This is a genomic window from Enterococcus crotali, from assembly GCF_000633635.1.
GTDB classification, from domain to species: Bacteria; Bacillota; Bacilli; order Lactobacillales; family Enterococcaceae; genus Enterococcus_L; species Enterococcus_L crotali.
Genome location: NZ_AYPQ01000001.1, coordinates 219880 through 236675, shown reverse-complemented (window position 1 = coordinate 236675; position 16796 = coordinate 219880). Strand labels below are relative to the sequence as shown.

Here is a 16796-nt window from a genome sequence, read left to right as displayed (position 1 = left end):
CATGCAAAAAGCCTCCGCCCTCTGTCATTAATCTGACATAAGGACGAAAGCTTGTCTTTCGTGTTACCACCTTGATTTACTATTACTTCACAATAATAGCCTTACACAGTACTTGAATTCGCATACTGTTGCGCTGTAACGGGCACTCCCGTAATAAGTTCACATCTGCTCACTTATTCCGCTCAAAGACCATCTTCCATCTCAACTATGCTACCTATTTTCAGCGAACAAGGCTCTCTTCAAACATGTTTGACATGTACTCTTCTTTTCAAAGCTTTTACTTTTATTGATGAAATTATAGCAACAACTAAATAGCTTGTCAATCATTTTTATGTCTGCTACAGTTCGGCTGCATCAACATCAGTCAAAATAGCAATCCAGGCCTTGGTTTGATCAGTATCGTCTAAGACACTTGGGTCTTGTTCGGCAGCTTCATTGATTGCAACAATTGTACCGCTGATTGGTGTACTAAATTCGCTAACTGCTTTTTCAGCTTCCACTTCGATCAATGAATCGCCTTTTTTCAATGCCTGACCAACCTTAGGCATTGTCGCAAAAGTGATATTGCCTAAATCTTCTTGTGCTTCATTCGTTAAACCAACTTTATAGCCTTCATTTGTTTTCAAAACCCATAAATTATCGATTTTTTTCAACTCTTCCGCCATTATTTAATAGCTCCTTCATAATCAGATTCTTTAAATCCGTTTGCTAAAAACTGATCTCCTTTAATAAAAATCGGACGTTTGATCAACATACCATCGGTCGCTAATAATTCACTTGCTTCTTTGATCGAAAAATCGTTGACTTTATCTTTCAGGCCTTGTTCTCTGTAACGAATACCGCTCGTATTAAAGAAACGGCGGACTGGTAAATCACTTTGTTCCATCCAATTTGCTAATTGTTTAGCTGTAGGAGGATTTTCGATCATATCGATTGTTTCATATTTTACCTGATGCTCATCTAACCAAGCCTTTGCTTTTTTACAAGTTGAACATTTTGGATACCAGAAAAATGTGTACATTTTAACGCCTTCTTTCGTTTAATAGTCTTCGATTGTTGCTTCTTTTTGATATTTCATAGACATAATCAAGCCTACACCTAACATGTTCCCTAAAATCGAGGAACCACCTTGACTGATAAACGGCAGCGGAATCCCAGTCAATGGTAAAAGTCCGATATTGGCACCGATATTTTCAAATACATGGAATAAAATCATCATAATGATCCCAGTTGCGATATAAGCATAAAACTCATTATTTGTATCAAAGCAGACACGAATCATGCGGTAAATCAAAATAAAATAAAGCAAAATAATGAAACAGCCGCCAATAAACCCGTAATTTTCTCCGACAACAGTGAATATCATATCTGATTCTCTAACCGGTACATAAACATCACTGACATTGAACCCTTTACCAAACAAACCGCCAGAGCCAATAGCAATCAAAGCCAACGCTGGTTGTTGTGACCGGTCGGGATCATGATGAAACGGCTTCATCCATAAATCGATTCGTTCAAATTGGTAGGGTTTAAATCCAACAGAATAAAGAAATTCTCTTCCTGAAGTTGTCGTTACAAGATAGATCGTTCCTGCTCCGATCAAAAGTGCTACTAGAAATGTCGGCAAAATAATTTTCCATGAAATTCCTGACATCAAAAATACGCCGCCAAAAATCGCAAGGAAAACCAGCATTGTTCCAAAATCATCTTGCAATAAGATCAAAATGATCACAGGCATTGTGACCAGCAGCATTTTTCCAATCAGCCAAAAATCTGATTTTATCGTTCGATCGACATTCTTCACGTTATGCATGGTTACAACATAAGCCAGCATTAAAATAAACGCGACTTTCATTAATTCAGAAGGCTGAAACGTTGTTCCACCGATACTGATCCAGTTTTTAGAACCTGTTTGAGCTTCTAAATAGGGATCATAAAATTTTAATAAGAGTCCCATCATGACCAAACCGATCGCATAGAAAATCGGGGTCAAACGCCAGAGTAATTTTGAGCTAAAATTCATAACGACAACAATACTAACACCGCCGACTAAATACCAAAGCCCTTGCTTCATCAGCATATTGCCAATTTCTGGACGCATCGGGTCGTTATTTAAAGCAACATATAATGACAATATACCGATGATCGAAAGGAGAAATACAGGCAAGATCACTCCATAATCAATTCTATTATCTAGATTACGCATTAATTTATTTTTATTCATTCGTCATCCCTTTTCCTTAAATCATACGCTTTTTATTATAACTTTCTACAAGAAGAAAAGAAAGTATAGACTTGATGATTTTGGAAAAACTTTAGGTAATGACAAAAGCTTGCTTATTTCAAGACCGAAAAAAAGTGGCTATTTAAAAAAAAGTTGTAGATAATACAAAAAAAGAACAAATCAGTTTCAACAAGTAGCATTTGCATCCCCTCTTCATGTTGAAAAAAAAGAAGTGGAAAGTGAAACTTCAACTAGAAAAACCAGCTTTTCAAGCAACACAACGATGACTCAAACAACATTTATAGAGCCAGAGATTGATACAATGACGAAAGGCGTTGATTTCCATAGAAAATAGCTATCTCTAATTATGTATTAAAAAATAGTGGCGATTAGAAAACTTACTATAGTTTCCTAATCGCCACTATTCTTTTTATTGATTCTTACTATTGATGATGGGTAATTATTTTACAATATCTAATACTTTCTCATAAGCCTCGATTTGAGCATATAAACGTTGGACTTGCAATTCATTTTCGATATAGTTGATAGAGTTGCCTAAGTTCTCTTGACGTTTGTCCTCTAAACGTTCGACTTCTTTCTTAGCTTCATTGGCTAATTTTGTGATTGTATCGACTTTTTCTGACATGATCCATTCCTCCTATATACTTAATTCTACTTTCAGTGTAGGCTCTTTTTTGTAAATATACAAAGATTAAGTATTTTAAGGATATTTCGACGCTAGGAAATTAAAATAAGTTTATATATAAGTATTGCATAGTAAAGCGAGGAGTTAAATGTGTCAAACAAGAATGAAATGCTAACAAACCATTTTATAAAAAATGGGGGTTCTAGGTAATTTAGAAATCAGCGCAAAAATGCCAGAGGCAAAAAAGAGAAAGAGCACACAAAAATCAGTACGACTGAGTCTAAGAAGGTCAGTCTTGAGTTGGGCGATTATTTGAAACTGACAATAACGGCATGGTTACTATCAAATGTTTATTCAAAAAACTAAAGACTTTGCACACCCTCGCTTTATCTCTCTTTCAATCCTTTATTCCTGAAACTTTTTCCCAAAACACCAACACATAGTATCAGCAGACTTCCTACTATTGTTAATAGGTGTGAATAATGATTATTTTCACCTGCTTTCGGAAGTATTTTTGTTGATGACTGGATGTCATCATTAGCATTATTGCTAAGATTCTGTCCTTTATTTTTTTCATACACATACGTAATAATTTGTGCTTCATCGGTCAGTATTCCTTTGCTATTTCCATGCACTTCTTTAAACGTGTACCCCTCTATTTCTTTTTGCTCTGTGGTATATTGTTCTCCGACTATTCCAGTTTTTATCACATCTTCTGCTATTTTATTTCCAGCACTATCTTGATATTTCACAGTTATCTTTGATAGTTTGATTGAGATTGGCGTATATACATAGATGACTGTTTGTGCTTCATCTGTAAATAGACCAGAAGTGCTACCCTGTACTTCTTTGAATTGATAACCATCAAATTCTTTTTCTTCGGTAGTATATTGCTCTCCGATCATCCCAGTATTTATCACATCTTCTGTCAATTTATTCCCGGCAGTATCTTGATATCTTGCTGTTACATCTGCTGCCTTTACCGGATTTTTACTGTAAACATAATCGACAGTTTGCTTTGTGTCCGTAAAATTACCTATAGCGTTTAATGGTAATTTATCTTGATCCAGCGTATAGCCAGGAATGTCCAATTGATATTGAGCTGTAGTGGTATCATAGATGTCTCCCGTGTTTCCAGTGATCGATTGAGGCTCATGAATTTGTATCCCCTGATCATCTTTATAGGTCACTTCAACAGCCTCTCCTGGAACTGGAATATTCGTAAATTGCACACCTCTTCTAAAGCCCCAATCATAATAGGTCCCATAGCCACCCGAATCATAACCGCCGCTAAAAGGCACAATATCCCTATTCAATGCACTATTTTCAAGAATATATTCTTGTTTTGGCGCCATTGTAAATGAAATAAGTAAATCTGCTTCTCTATTGTTTCCGTCAGACGGATGCACAATATCTTGTGTAAGCTCCATTTTATATCCGACTAACTCATCTAAATCTGGAAGTGTTTCACTAAAGTTTATTCCATCAATTGTATAGGTCAACTTAGCATTCCCTTTAGTCACTGTTGGATATGATGTGAACTGAAACCAAGAATTTCCTGTTATATCTTGATTAATGAACTTGGCTAGATATTTTGTCATAGTCCCATTGTTTACAGTCAAATCTTGCTGAAAATAAACGATTTTATTTTGATTTAAATCTATTTTTGTTGGTTCAGAAAAAATATCATGGAAAGCTTTTCCAACAAGAACATAATCTGTCCCATCATCTGAAGTCTTTATTCCTGAACTAGACACATTCCCTTGGGCAAAAGCTGGTGAAGTGTAAAATAATAAACAGCCTAAAACTAGAAAACCTACATAGTACAAACGTTTTTTCATCTGCAACCTCTCACTTATCTATTTTTTTATCAAAAGAATCGTAACATAGTATGCTTTAACTTTGTGTTTTTTTATTTTCACTAGAAAAAATAATAGAACACTTTCAAAACTTCTGATGGCTCCAATTAAAGTGAAGTGTGTACAAAATGTTGTAGGTTTGTTTAGGAATAAGGGATGGCATGTCGGAGGTCTAAGATCTTCCAGGAGACTTCGGAGTTGAATAGGTTTTTGGTGCTAAGTGCAGATTTTTAAAATAGAATTGCGGAATTGAGTAATAAAAGGATATAATTGTTGTAAAAGGAGTTTATTATGCCTATTAAAAGGATTATCGGTCTGCTTTTATTGCTATCATTAGCGCTTAACTTTTTCATACGAACAATCCATTTCTTTTACAAATCAAATAACATTGCCTTTTCAAAAGACACACTTCATACTTTTATATGCGAAAGTTGTACTGAGACTAACGAATTAAATGGACCCAACACTAAGAAAAAAATAAAATTCGCTCCTACAAAAAAGATTGATTCACTTGGGAAGTCAAAAACAATGTATAAATTCACTTGTCCAGAATGCGGAAAGTACGACTATCAAGAAAAAATTTTTGATTTAAACATTAACAAAGGTTTGGGTATGATTCGTTTAAAAGCAGATCATGAACAAGTAGAGATTTTTAAAATATTTTTTGTGAAATGTTTGTTGCCTACGCTTGTAGGAGCAATGATCGTCTCTTTTCTATTTTAACCTCTACAAAGCCTGCGTTTTTTCTTTGCTTAAATCCGACAGGGGCGCTAGTTTCCTTACATCTCCTACACTCTTTGACTAACCAGCGTGATGTATCGTTGGCTAATATAGTATTACCGCTAATTGTCGATATTAAACAGTCCTGTACTGGACTACTTGTTCTTTCATAAAATGATGCTTTAGATACATTTTAGATGACAAATAAAAACTCTCGATACACCAATGCTAAAAAACATTGATAAATCGAGAGTTATCACTATGCCAGCTGTAGGAATCGAACCTACGACCTACGCGTTACGAGTGCGTTGCTCTACCGACTGAGCTAAGCTGGCAATACAATGAAGATTATAGAACTAAACCTCCTCTTTGTAAAGTCAGAAACGCTGCTTTTTTAAAATAAAATTAGTTTTCTGAAATTTTTCTTCATTTATGGTATAATAGACGTAGTTAAGAAAGGAAGTTTTTTTGAATGTCTAATTTCGGTAACTTTAATCGTCCTGTTGAGCCTTCTGCGGAAGGGGATTTATTCACTGTTGATACTCAGGTCACTTTCTTGATGCATGGTCAGCCACAAACAGGAATTATCACGAAACAATTAAATAATTCTGCTGTTGTGGAAATTGATGAAAATTCTGATAACACTGATTTAATGGTAAAAAGTAATGGTGTCATCGTCATCAATTACAAAAAATTAAAAAAAGTATAAATCCTTCCATCCATTATTACTGGATGGATTTTTTATTAAAAAAATAACAGATACGCAACCTAAACACATTGCGTATCTGTTATTTACGTTTTACTTAGTTCCGAATAAACGGTCGCCAGCATCGCCAAGACCTGGAACGATGTAGCCATCTTTATCTAAATATTCATCTAATGCTGCAGTATAAATATCGATATCTGGATGTGCTTCTTGTAAAGCTTTCACACCTTCTGGAGCTGCAACTAAACAAACAAATTTAATGTTGCTGCCGCCGCGTGCTTTCAATGCATCGATTGCCATGATTGCTGAACCACCTGTAGCAAGCATTGGATCAACGACAAATAGTTGACGTGCATCAATATCTTCTGGCATCTTCACAAAGTATTCAACTGGTTCTAATGTATCATGATCACGGTATAAACCGATATGTCCAACTTTTGCTGCTGGAATCAATTCCAAAATACCATCTACCATTCCAATACCTGCACGTAAAATCGGTACAATTGCGACCTTTTTACCAGATAATGTTTTTTGTGTTGTTTCACCGATCGGCGTTTCGATCACAACGTCTTCTAAAGGCATATCTCTAGAAACTTCATATGCCATAAGCATTGCAATTTCATTTACGACTTCACGAAAAACCTTTGTTCCACAATCCTTATCTCTAATGATTGTTAATTTGTGTTGGATCAGTGGATGATCAATAACTTGGAATTTTCCCATGCTCATTCTCCTTCAATAATTTATTCCTTCCTATTGTAAAACAAAATCGAGCGATTGACTAGTCAATCACTCGAAACTTTTACTTATAAAGTGGATATTTTTTTGTAAGCTCACTAACAGAAGCACGAACCTCGGAAAGAGTCACTTCATTTTCATGGTCTTTTAAGACTTTGACGATTAATTTTGCTACTTCCACACAATCATCTTCTAAAAATCCTCTAGTGGTGATTGCAGGTGTACCAATACGAATACCGCTTGTTTTAAATGGACTAAGTTGTTCAAACGGAATTGAATTTTTATTTGCTGTGATATTTACGCTATCTAAAATCGCTTCTGCTTCTTTTCCATTCAAACCAAAGCCGCTGACATCGATCAATAGCAAGTGATTATCTGTTGATCCACTGACTAAACGAGCTTCTGGAGTTTGATTGAAGACTTTTGTCATTGCTTTAGCATTTTCGATAACTTGTTCGCTGTATTCTTTAAAACTAATATCTAATGCTTCTTTAAAAGCAACTGCTTTACCCGCAATCACGTGTTCTAATGGTCCGCCCTGAATACCAGGGAAAATATTGCTATTGATTTTTTTGGCTAAATCTTCATCATTGGTTAAAATAAGTCCGCCACGTGGGCCGCGTAATGTCTTGTGGGTTGTTGACGTTGTAATATCCGCGTAAGGTACTGGACTAGGATGCAACCCAGTTGCTACAAGGCCTGCGATGTGTGCCATATCGACCATTAATTTTGCGCCAACTTCATCTGCGATTTCACGGAATTTTTCAAAATCGATCGTACGAGAATACGCACTGGCACCTGCTACAATCAATTTTGGTTGATGTTCACGCGCTAAAATACGTACAACATTATAATCGATCACTTCAGTCGTTGGATCAACACCATAGCTGACAAAGTTATAGGTTTTTCCGCTAAAGTTCACTGGTGAACCGTGCGTCAAATGTCCTCCCGCAGACAAATCCATACCTAAAACGGTATCCCCTGGTTCGATCAATGAAAGATATGCTGCTGTATTTGCTTGTGAACCTGAGTGCGGCTGAACATTAGCAAATTTAGCTCCAAATAATTCTTTTGCACGGTCGATCGCCAAATCTTCAACGATATCGATAAACTCACAACCGCCATAATAGCGTTTGCCAGGATAACCTTCCGCATACTTATTTGTTAAAATACTGCCTTGAGCCGCCATTACCCCTTTTGAAACAACGTTTTCTGAAGCAATCAGCTCCAAATTGTTTTCTTGACGGTCGTTTTCTTTTGCAATTGCATCCCATAAATCAGGATCAAATGTTTTATAATCCATTAAACAAGCCTCCATTTCATTTGTTTGTACCGATTGTATCATACTTAAATGCTCTCTACTTGAAAATCGAATCAATTTTTATAATTTTTTGATTTGCTGCTTTTTTCAGGCGATTCATATAAGCAATCCCCAAGTCTGTTTCTGGGAATGACTGAGCGAAAATCACATCTATATTTTGTTCATCCAGACTTCTAAGTCCTGCAAATAATAATTTAGTAGCCTGCTCAACAGATTTATCTCCGAAAGAAAAAGTCGCTGCTACCTCATCGGAAAAGGTTGTTGTAATTTGATCATCTGCAAATAAACCAATTCGCTGATTTTCATTTTTAGCCCAATTGATCGCCTTTTTAAAGACCTGCTGATTGCCCTCTATGATCCAAACGGGAACATCAGGGGAATAATGTTTATACTTCATCCCTGGCGCCTTAGGGGCTTCATTTTCGCTAATTAAATGCTGATCAACTATCACTTTACCGACAACCTGTTCTAGTTGTTCTTTAGTAACAGCTCCTGGTCTTAAGATTACTGGAATACCATCTTTTGCGGTTAAATCTAAAACTGTTGATTCCACACCGATTTGTGTTGGCCCATCATCTAAAATACCAGCGATTTTTCCTTGAAGATCATGATATACATGTTGTGCTGTCGTAGGACTAGGTTTACCAGAAGTATTAGCGCTTGGACCAACCAAAGGAACACCAGCTCTTTTGATCAACTCCAGTGTTCTCTGATTATTCGGCATTCTAAAAGCCACAGTGTTCAAGCCCCCGGTTACTGCAGAAGAAAATGTAGTCGGTTTTACATCAAAAATCAAGGTCAACGGGCCTGGCCAAAATGCGTCAACTAAGGTCTTAGTCTGTTCAGGAAAGTCTGTTACATATTGTTTGACCATCTCAAAATCACTGACATGAACAATTAACGGATTATCACTAGGCCGTCCTTTAACGGCGTATACTTGTTTCACTGCCGACTCATCCAAAGCATTTGCTCCAAGTCCGTAAACTGTTTCAGTAGGAAAGGCAATCAGTTCTCCTTTTTCTATCAAAGCAGCTGCTCGATCCAATTCTTTGGCTGTGAATTGTTTGGTTTCCACTTTTTATCCCTCCTCTTTTTTAGGTGAAACGATGACCATTCGATCATTACCAGACAAGTCTTGGGCAATTTGTACTTGTTTTTGCGGGAAAGCTTGCTGAAATAGTTGCTTTACAGCCTCACCTTGTTGAAAGCCGATTTCTAAATAGATTTTACCATCAGAACTAAGTAACTCTTTTGCTTCCTCAGCCAATTGTTGGTAAATCGCCAAACCGTCATTTTCAGCAAACAAGGCTGTTTTGGGTTCAAAGGTGCGGACACTTTCATCCATCAAGTCCCATTCCGTACGACTAATATATGGAGGGTTTGAAATCAGAATGTCGATTTTCGAATGGTGCATTGGTTTTAGTCCGTCGCCATGAACAAAATCAAGCTCTGCGTTCAATTGTGCAGCGTTTTTCTCTGCTATTTTCAACGCTTCCTCTGAAATATCGATAGCTGTCACATGCCAGTTTGGTCGAGCTAATTTTAAACTAATTCCGATTGCTCCAGTTCCTGTTCCTACATCGACAACAGTTAATCGTTCATTTGGATTTTCTTTTAAACAACGATCAACTAATTCTTCTGTTTCTGGCCTAGGAATCAACGTATGCTCATTAACAATAAAACGATGGTTATAAAAATCGCCATACCCTAATAAATACTGCGGTGGATAATATTGGGCAAGTTGTTGTAAATCTTCATTCAGTTGTTGTTCATCTTCTGGTGTCATTTCGTCTTTTAAGTGAAGTAACCAGTCCGTTTTGGTCCAGCCTTTTCTTTCCAGAAGTACATAGAGAATACTGTAGCCTTCTAAGCCTTTTTTTTCTAAAAAAGAAGAAGCCCGTTCAAGGACTTCAAAATAACGGTTACCCATTTTGCATCTCTTCTAATTTTGATGTTTGATCGTATAAGACTAATGCATCGACGATTTCATCTAATTTCCCAGCTAAAATTTGATCTAGCTTTTGAATCGTTAGCCCAATCCGGTGATCGGTCACACGATTTTGTGGGAAGTTATAGGTACGGATTCGTTCAGAACGGTCTCCAGTTCCTACAGCGGATTTACGATTTGCATCATATTCGCTTTGTGCTTCTTGTTGCATTTGATCATAGACTCTTGCACGTAAAATCTTCATCGCTTTTTCGCGGTTTTTGATTTGAGAACGTTCATCTTGCATAGCAACTGCAATCCCAGTTGGAATATGCGTCAAACGAACAGCAGAAGCTGTCTTATTGACGTGCTGACCACCAGCACCACTAGCATGGTAGATGTCTGTACGGATATCTTTGTCCGCAAGATCTAGTTCTACTTCTTCAGCCTCTGGTAAAACAACCACAGTTGCTGTTGACGTATGGATACGGCCTTGTGATTCAGTTGACGGAACACGTTGAACGCGGTGCGCGCCACTTTCATATTTTAATTTAGAGAAGACATTGTCTCCGGAAATCATCATGATGACTTCTTTATAGCCGCCAATTCCAGTGATACTAGCTTCCATAACGTCTGTCTTCCAGCCTTGAGATTCTGCATATTTTTGATACATACCGAATAAATCTCCAGCAAATAAAGCTGCTTCATCTCCGCCAGCTGCCCCACGAATCTCCATGATGATGTTTTTATCATCATTCGGATCTGTTGGCAATAGTAAGATTTTGATTCGTTCTTCTAATACTTCTTTTTCTTTTTTTAATTCTGATAATTCTTCTTTCGCCATTTCAGCCATTTCGGCATCTAATTTTTCGCCTAGTAGTTCTTCTGTATCGCTGATTCCTTCGACTACTTGTTTATAACGGCGGTAAACGTCGACTGTTTCACGCGTGTTTGCCTCTTCTTTGGATAATTGCATAAAACGTTTCGTATCACTAATGACTTCTGGATCGCTTAGTAATTCACCCAGTTCTTCATAGCGATCTTCAATTGATTGTAGCTGATCGTACATAGTTAGTTGCTCCTTTTTAGTTAAGTAAGTGTTTTTTATTTTATTATTAAATTAATTGTTTTCTACCTGTTCACCATCGATTGGCGGATGAAAATAATGGTTTCGGCAAACTGGATAATAAGCTTCATTCCCACCGATTTGGACTTGTGTCCCCTCGTAAACGGGCTGACCATCGATATAATGTAGATTCATGGTAGCCTTCTTGTGACAGAACCAACAGATTGTTTTTAACTCTTCTAGCTTATCTGCATAGAGCATCAAATATTTTGAGCCTTCGAATAGTTCATTACGAAAATCATTTTTCAAGCCAAACGCCATAACTGGAATATTCAGTTCGTCTACGACCCGAGCAAATTCAATCACATGTTGTTTTCCTAGAAATTGTGATTCATCCACTAGGATACAATAAGGCTTATAATCTAGATTTTGAATCAATTCATAGACATTGGTTTCTTTAAAAATTGGCGTTGCTTCTCGTCTAAGACCGATACGGCTTGAAACGACACCGACACCATCTCTAGTATCAAGTCCGCTTGTCATGATCACAACAGGTTTGTCTTGTTCTTCATAGTTATGTGCTACTTTTAATATTTCAATCGTTTTTCCACTATTCATTGCGCCATATTTAAAAAATAACTGTGCCATTATTCCGTCGTCACCTCTCGTTTAGTTCCTCTCGTATTTTACTATAAAACTAAAGTTTTTTACAGTGGTAAATTTATTGCTTATGTATCAAGGGTTTTCACTTACCTAAAAATTTCTATACCTGCAGTCATACCTGCTCCTTTTTTTAAGAGAATAAAAAAATATAATTATCCCACTTTGATTAGCGGAACAATTATCTCATCTACTTTAGTTGCTATTTCAACTATATAATTGGGACTTGTATGTGTATAACTATCTGTCATTGTTTGTTGCTCCATTTTTATTATTAACTCGTACATTGATTGTCTATCTTTTTTTGCTTAACATTCATCTCCCTCTTATTTTTGTTATTTTTTCTACGAGATTACAATAATCTTACTTCACCACAATTTAAACGACACCAGATTAATTTTTAGGGTTTTAAAATTTGATTTGGCATATTTGTACACAAACTTTTTAAACGCTCCAGAGAGCCTACCAGAGGTTATAAGAACATACAAAAAATGATGAACTTTGGAAGCTCATCATTTCCCATCTTCTGTAATAGTTGTTAGTTTTTTTGACGTATTTTCAAACGTTGTTTTTGCTTTTGTTACCCATGCCCCTTTTGCAGAAGATTGAAAATCAGAAATATAGTTTGCACTACTACTTTTTAATCGTTCTACTCGAGCTTGTCCCATGCTTTTAACTAGTTGCCTTTTCGTTTCTGCCGTCTGAACACATGGGGGAGCAACCATTCCACGTATCAAAGCTTTTTCTAGCTCTTTCCTTAATCTCTTTAACTCCAATTTCATTTTTTCACTACTCATTTTCTTTTTTACGCTCCTTCTCTTTTAAAAGAGTAAGTTCATCTTCTAATAATTGGGTTTGTTTTTTATAATGAATCGTATTTTCTTCCTGTTTATTTTCTAATTCTTTCATTGTTTGATTAACAGCCCTATCCCCATCATCTTTACATTGTTCTAATAAATGATAGACTCTGCTCATATTAATTGGTTCACTGTATTCAGCTTGCTGATAATGATAGCGATAATTTTCTGAAAGATTTTCCAACTCACGACTAAACTTTTGTTTTTCATAAAAGGCTTCTTCTAACTCTTCTTCAATTTTTCTCTGGTTCTTTTCATACTCGGATTCTAAATTTGCTAATTTATTTAAATATGTTCTCTCCATGAGAGTTTATCCCCCTATTTGTCTCGCTAACTCTTGGTCTGTTTCTACTTGTTTATTTATGGATGATTGTATTTGACCAATTAATCCATGGTATTCTTGTTGTATCGAAGATAATTCTGATATTTTTTGTTCGTATTCTTCTTTTGGTTCTATTCGAACAATTGGCTCTGTTGCACCACCACCATTTAAAGAATCCACTACTTCTCCTTGATGCAATGTTGAGCCTATGGAGTCGGCTGTTTTTAAAGTGTCTGTCCATAATTTATCTGCATCTTTTTTTGCTTCACGATACATTTTTTTGATATCATTTATTTCAATTTGAAGAGTTTTACTCATTCCTTGTGTTAAAATCAAAGCTTCCGACGCATCTAAATAAATTTCTTCTGAAGCAGATAATCCTCCTCCGCTTTTTAAAAGCTTTGCTCGCAACACATCTAATGCTTTTAATTTACTCCGAGTATTTGTTTGAACTTTTTGTTGAGCCACATAAATTTTATTTAAATCAGGTGTATGTTGACGAATAAATTCTTGTTCTTTTTTTGTTAAGAAGCCTGTGATATCATGTGCTTTCCCGTTTTTTATAATAATAATCTTTCCTGGGTAAACACTACCACCTACTCCAGAAACTTTATTTAATGGGTCATCTTCGGATACAAAATAAATAATATTCCCCTTATAACCACTTAACAATTTCTCAAGTTCTTTTGCATTCGATAGATTCCCTTTTGTTGGAACATTCGTTAAAACATTCATCAATGGTGCAGAATTGTACAGAATGATATTTGGTATATTATGTGCCATTCCCATAATGGTTCCATTTCTTCCCCCAAGAGAATGTCCTGTGACAGTATCAACATTGAAGCCATTAGCTTTTAAATCATTCATAAATTTATTACTAGCATCAAAATACGCTGAAGAAGGGCCATCCCCTTTAAAGGCTATGTTCCCCCATTGTCCAACATCTTTAGAACCTTCTCCAAAAAAGCCATTATCAAAGTTAGTACCTGCAAAACCAACCACAACTTTTCCTGTATTGTTATCTAGAAATGCTACACCACTTGAACTGGTTTTAGGGTCGTAAAACGAATCTACATAATCTAAATTTGAAGGAAAATTGCCAGCATCTTTTAAATTATTTAATTTGGCCACAATTTTCTTTTTGGAGACCCCTTTCACCATTGCATTCTCTACTTCATAAGAAATAGTTGATACTGCACTAGTGGATTCACTATCAGTTTTTAAATCTTCTATTTTCTCTTGATTGAATTCATAATCACTCATTTATAATATCCTCCGATGAAAGAGGTTGAAAATCAATGGAATCACTTAAATAAACATCTACTTTTTTATCAAAAGTAAATTCCAATTGCTTATAGCCCACAGAATCGCCTTCTAAATCTCCAATCCCTTTCAGTAATAACGTTGGTGCTTTTTCTGTAGGAATTTCATAACGTTCCCTTAGCGCTTGAACATTATTATCATTGTTTGTTAATTGATATTCTAACTCGTATAGAGGTACTTCTGGATTATATATTTTATTAATATTTTTGTAAGTACTTAAGGATTTAAAATCACCATATTGAACAAAAAACTGAAAATTTTCTATCTTTTCTAATAACTTTTTATCGCCCAAATCTTCAATTGGTCGAATCCCTTGTCCATCCAACATTATAGGGTATTTTTTTTCTTCAATCCCCTTTTTAACATCATCGAAATATTTTCTTACAAAATAAAAACCAGTCCCTTTTTTTGTATTTCTGTTCAATCTTAAAATTGCACCCTCTGAATACAAGTCTCCATCTACTTCACGAGAAATTGCCATATCAGTATGCAACACCCAAACCCCCTTATCATCCTTATCAAACTCATCATCTCGATAACCTTCCATATCATAGAAGCTCTCCAGATTTGGTGTTGGATACATTGCTAATACTTTATCAAAACTTTGTTCAATTTCTGTTTTATTTTTTGTTTCACATCCAGTTAATCCACTCATTATAATTAATCCTCCTATAAATAAATATAATTTTTTCAAAATATTTTCTCCTCCTAAACAGGATGAAATTTATTTACACCTTAATCAATATTTATTTTACCAAAAGTCGAGTGTGATAGATAGTTATATATTACATTTTCGTTATTTAATTTTAAAAAATGTTACTGATTTATGTAAAAAAAGAGATAGTATGCTTTTAAACTTACTATCTCCCTTATTTAGTATTACTATATTAAACTAAGTTATTAATTGCCTGTTGCAATGCTAGTGTAGCATTCTCAATATCCAATTTACTAGCATCAGGATTATTATAGACAAATTTGGCATCAGCTAATTTAATCATTAAAATTGATCATGAATGTACACTATAATTTGATTCTTCCAATGTTAATGCCAAGTTATAAGCCCCTTTTAGATTTTCTTTATTAACTGTTGATTCTTCTTCTGTCTTTTCCTCTGCTACTGATTCTTGTGTTGTTTGTTCAGTTGTTGATTCAGTAGTATTTTCACCAAAATCTTTTTGACTATTTACTCTTGACTGTTTTTGTTCAGAATCATTAGATATTTTAGAAGTTGAATAAAGAGGTTCATTGGTGTCATTATCATATAACATCACTGACATTAACTGTACACCGTAGATACCATTGGTACTGGAATTAATACCAATACCAATGTATCTCATTTGCTTGGTTAGCATTAATGATAAATGAGATGGACTATTCTTCCATTAATAAAATAACGCCATTCCTACTTGTTCTCAATCCTTGTATGGAGCAAAATTTGAAGCAATATTCTCCCCGAAAATACCAGAAAATGCACCTTGTTCCATCACTGCTTCTTCTACTCCACTGCCATCAGGTCTTATATGGTCAAACAAAATTTCAATTTCTTTTGCTCGTACATCTGATGCACGATTTAAAATATCTTCCGAAATTACTGGGTTTAATCCATTAGAAGCTCTTAGATTATTTACTTCTCGTAAAATAGTATTTTTAGCTATTGGACTTCTGTTGCAGATAAACTACCACCAGTTAATTTTTCTTCTAAATTATCAAATGCTGTTTGTAAATCAGTTTTTGCTTTATTTACTTGTTCTTGTGTTGCTTCCTCATTATTAAAAACCGAATTGGCATTATTCAAAACATAAAGTTAAGCATTGTAAAATAGCCAAAATTCTTCAACTTTATCTTTAAAATCTTTCGTAGGAAATGTTCCTCGTAAATCAAATTCGTGCTCTGTTGCATCGGCAAACTTTATCTGATATTTATAAAGAATTTCCACCTTATCATCTTGTTGTTTAAAACATCCAACATCAATAATATCTATCCATTTTTTTGTATGTAATTCTTTATTGTCGTAATAAGTTAGTCCTTTTTCGTTCATTAAATATATTACACCATGATATTTTAGCAAGATTCTTACGTCATAAATCCCTGAAATAAGTAGCATAAAGGAAAAGCTTAAGGCTAAGTATGCTAAATAAAGCACACCACTCAAGAAAGCGAAAATCACTAAAATAAATAAGAAAAAGCGATTGAACATATCAAAATTTTTAAATACAGGGAGTAAGAACCAAAGTATTACTCCTAAAGTTATAAAAAATACAAATAAACCACCAAATATTTCCATACAAACATCTTTCCAAGTAATTCTTAATTCAAAATGTTTACTTTCCATAGATTCAACTTCTCCAATATCGATTGTTTTTTGACTTGCTACAATTTCTGGTTCAATTTTATCAAAAGTATATTGAAATTAATAGTACTGTTATA

The 16796-nt window shown here is 35.1% G+C and carries 21 protein-coding genes, 1 tRNA gene and 1 other annotated feature; of the genes, 2 read left to right on the top strand and 20 right to left on the bottom strand.

The features are described from left to right. Positions 1-36: 36 nt before the first annotated feature. Positions 37-281 (bottom strand) — a binding site (T-box leader). 57 nt (positions 282-338) lie between these two features. From V192_RS0101145 to V192_RS0101125, 5 genes are all read right to left on the bottom strand, one after another. Further along, positions 339-668: a glycine cleavage system H family protein gene (locus V192_RS0101145; protein WP_338030839.1), complete on the bottom strand. Its 330-nt coding sequence runs from the start codon at positions 666-668 to the stop codon at positions 339-341. Further along, a complete protein-coding gene (locus V192_RS0101140) occupies positions 665-1021 on the bottom strand; it encodes an arsenate reductase family protein (protein ID WP_025868565.1) in 357 nt (118 codons plus the stop codon). The genes V192_RS0101145 and V192_RS0101140 overlap by 4 nt, the downstream gene beginning before the upstream one ends. A gap of 18 nt (positions 1022-1039) precedes the next feature. Further along, entirely contained in the window at positions 1040-2224 is a 1185-nt protein-coding gene (locus tag V192_RS0101135; RefSeq protein ID WP_025868564.1) for an FtsW/RodA/SpoVE family cell cycle protein, read from the bottom strand. Between the two features lie 460 nt (positions 2225-2684). After that, positions 2685-2870: a hypothetical protein gene (locus V192_RS0101130; protein WP_025868563.1), complete on the bottom strand. Its 186-nt coding sequence runs from the start codon at positions 2868-2870 to the stop codon at positions 2685-2687. Positions 2871-3256: 386 nt separating this feature from the next. Then, entirely contained in the window at positions 3257-4711 is a 1455-nt protein-coding gene (locus tag V192_RS0101125) for a MucBP domain-containing protein (protein WP_025868562.1), read from the bottom strand. A 309-nt stretch (positions 4712-5020) separates the two neighbouring features. Here V192_RS0101125 and V192_RS0101120 point away from each other — a divergent pair, with 309 nt between their 5' ends. Next, positions 5021-5452, top strand: a complete 432-nt coding sequence (locus tag V192_RS0101120; protein WP_025868561.1) for a hypothetical protein — start codon at positions 5021-5023, stop codon at positions 5450-5452. Between the two features lie 259 nt (positions 5453-5711). Here V192_RS0101120 and V192_RS0101115 read toward each other — a convergent pair. Continuing rightward, positions 5712-5784, bottom strand: a tRNA-Thr gene (locus V192_RS0101115). Between the two features lie 137 nt (positions 5785-5921). Here V192_RS0101115 and V192_RS0101110 point away from each other — a divergent pair. Beyond that, complete coding sequence (locus tag V192_RS0101110; protein ID WP_010763354.1) at positions 5922-6158, top strand: hypothetical protein; 237 nt, start codon at positions 5922-5924, stop codon at positions 6156-6158. Positions 6159-6248: 90 nt separating this feature from the next. Here V192_RS0101110 and upp read toward each other — a convergent pair whose 3' ends face one another. From upp to V192_RS0101035, 14 genes are all read right to left on the bottom strand, one after another. Then, on the bottom strand, positions 6249-6878 hold the full coding sequence (upp, locus tag V192_RS0101105; protein WP_025868560.1) for a uracil phosphoribosyltransferase: 630 nt from the start codon (positions 6876-6878) through the stop codon (positions 6249-6251). Positions 6879-6957: 79 nt separating this feature from the next. After that, positions 6958-8196: a serine hydroxymethyltransferase gene (gene glyA / locus V192_RS0101100; protein WP_025868559.1), complete on the bottom strand. Its 1239-nt coding sequence runs from the start codon at positions 8194-8196 to the stop codon at positions 6958-6960. A gap of 55 nt (positions 8197-8251) precedes the next feature. Beyond that, the gene (locus V192_RS0101095; protein WP_025868558.1) at positions 8252-9289 is read right to left on the bottom strand and encodes an L-threonylcarbamoyladenylate synthase; all 1038 of its coding nucleotides are present in this window, start codon (positions 9287-9289) and stop codon (positions 8252-8254) included. A gap of 3 nt (positions 9290-9292) precedes the next feature. Beyond that, entirely contained in the window at positions 9293-10144 is an 852-nt protein-coding gene (gene prmC, locus V192_RS0101090) for a peptide chain release factor N(5)-glutamine methyltransferase (RefSeq protein ID WP_025868557.1), read from the bottom strand. Next, positions 10137-11210 (bottom strand): peptide chain release factor 1, encoded by a 1074-nt coding sequence (prfA, locus tag V192_RS0101085; protein ID WP_025868556.1) that lies wholly within the window; start codon positions 11208-11210, stop codon positions 10137-10139. Before prfA ends, prmC begins: the two co-directional genes overlap by 8 nt. Positions 11211-11261: 51 nt before the next feature. Then, a complete protein-coding gene (locus V192_RS0101080) occupies positions 11262-11855 on the bottom strand; it encodes a thymidine kinase (RefSeq protein ID WP_025868555.1) in 594 nt (197 codons plus the stop codon). 167 nt (positions 11856-12022) lie between these two features. Further along, positions 12023-12154: a hypothetical protein gene (locus tag V192_RS22520; protein WP_275574518.1), complete on the bottom strand. Its 132-nt coding sequence runs from the start codon at positions 12152-12154 to the stop codon at positions 12023-12025. A gap of 225 nt (positions 12155-12379) precedes the next feature. Then, complete coding sequence (locus V192_RS0101075) at positions 12380-12664, bottom strand: hypothetical protein (protein WP_025868554.1); 285 nt, start codon at positions 12662-12664, stop codon at positions 12380-12382. Continuing rightward, entirely contained in the window at positions 12657-13028 is a 372-nt protein-coding gene (locus V192_RS0101070; protein WP_025868553.1) for a hypothetical protein, read from the bottom strand. Before V192_RS0101070 ends, V192_RS0101075 begins: the two co-directional genes overlap by 8 nt. A gap of 6 nt (positions 13029-13034) precedes the next feature. After that, the gene (locus tag V192_RS0101065) at positions 13035-14309 is read right to left on the bottom strand and encodes a hypothetical protein (RefSeq protein ID WP_025868552.1); all 1275 of its coding nucleotides are present in this window, start codon (positions 14307-14309) and stop codon (positions 13035-13037) included. Then, positions 14302-15063 carry a tandem-type lipoprotein gene (locus V192_RS0101060; RefSeq protein WP_025868551.1) on the bottom strand — a complete coding sequence of 254 codons (762 nt, stop codon included), beginning with the start codon at positions 15061-15063 and terminating at the stop codon, positions 14302-14304. The genes V192_RS0101065 and V192_RS0101060 overlap by 8 nt, the downstream gene beginning before the upstream one ends. A 313-nt stretch (positions 15064-15376) precedes the next feature. Beyond that, a complete protein-coding gene (locus V192_RS0101050; protein ID WP_128080787.1) occupies positions 15377-15646 on the bottom strand; it encodes a hypothetical protein in 270 nt (89 codons plus the stop codon). Between the two features lie 374 nt (positions 15647-16020). Beyond that, positions 16021-16164, bottom strand: coding sequence for a hypothetical protein (locus tag V192_RS21490; RefSeq protein ID WP_158001089.1), 144 nt, complete (start codon positions 16162-16164; stop codon positions 16021-16023). Between the two features lie 9 nt (positions 16165-16173). Continuing rightward, complete coding sequence (locus tag V192_RS0101035; protein ID WP_025868549.1) at positions 16174-16701, bottom strand: hypothetical protein; 528 nt, start codon at positions 16699-16701, stop codon at positions 16174-16176. Positions 16702-16796: the final 95 nt, after the last annotated feature.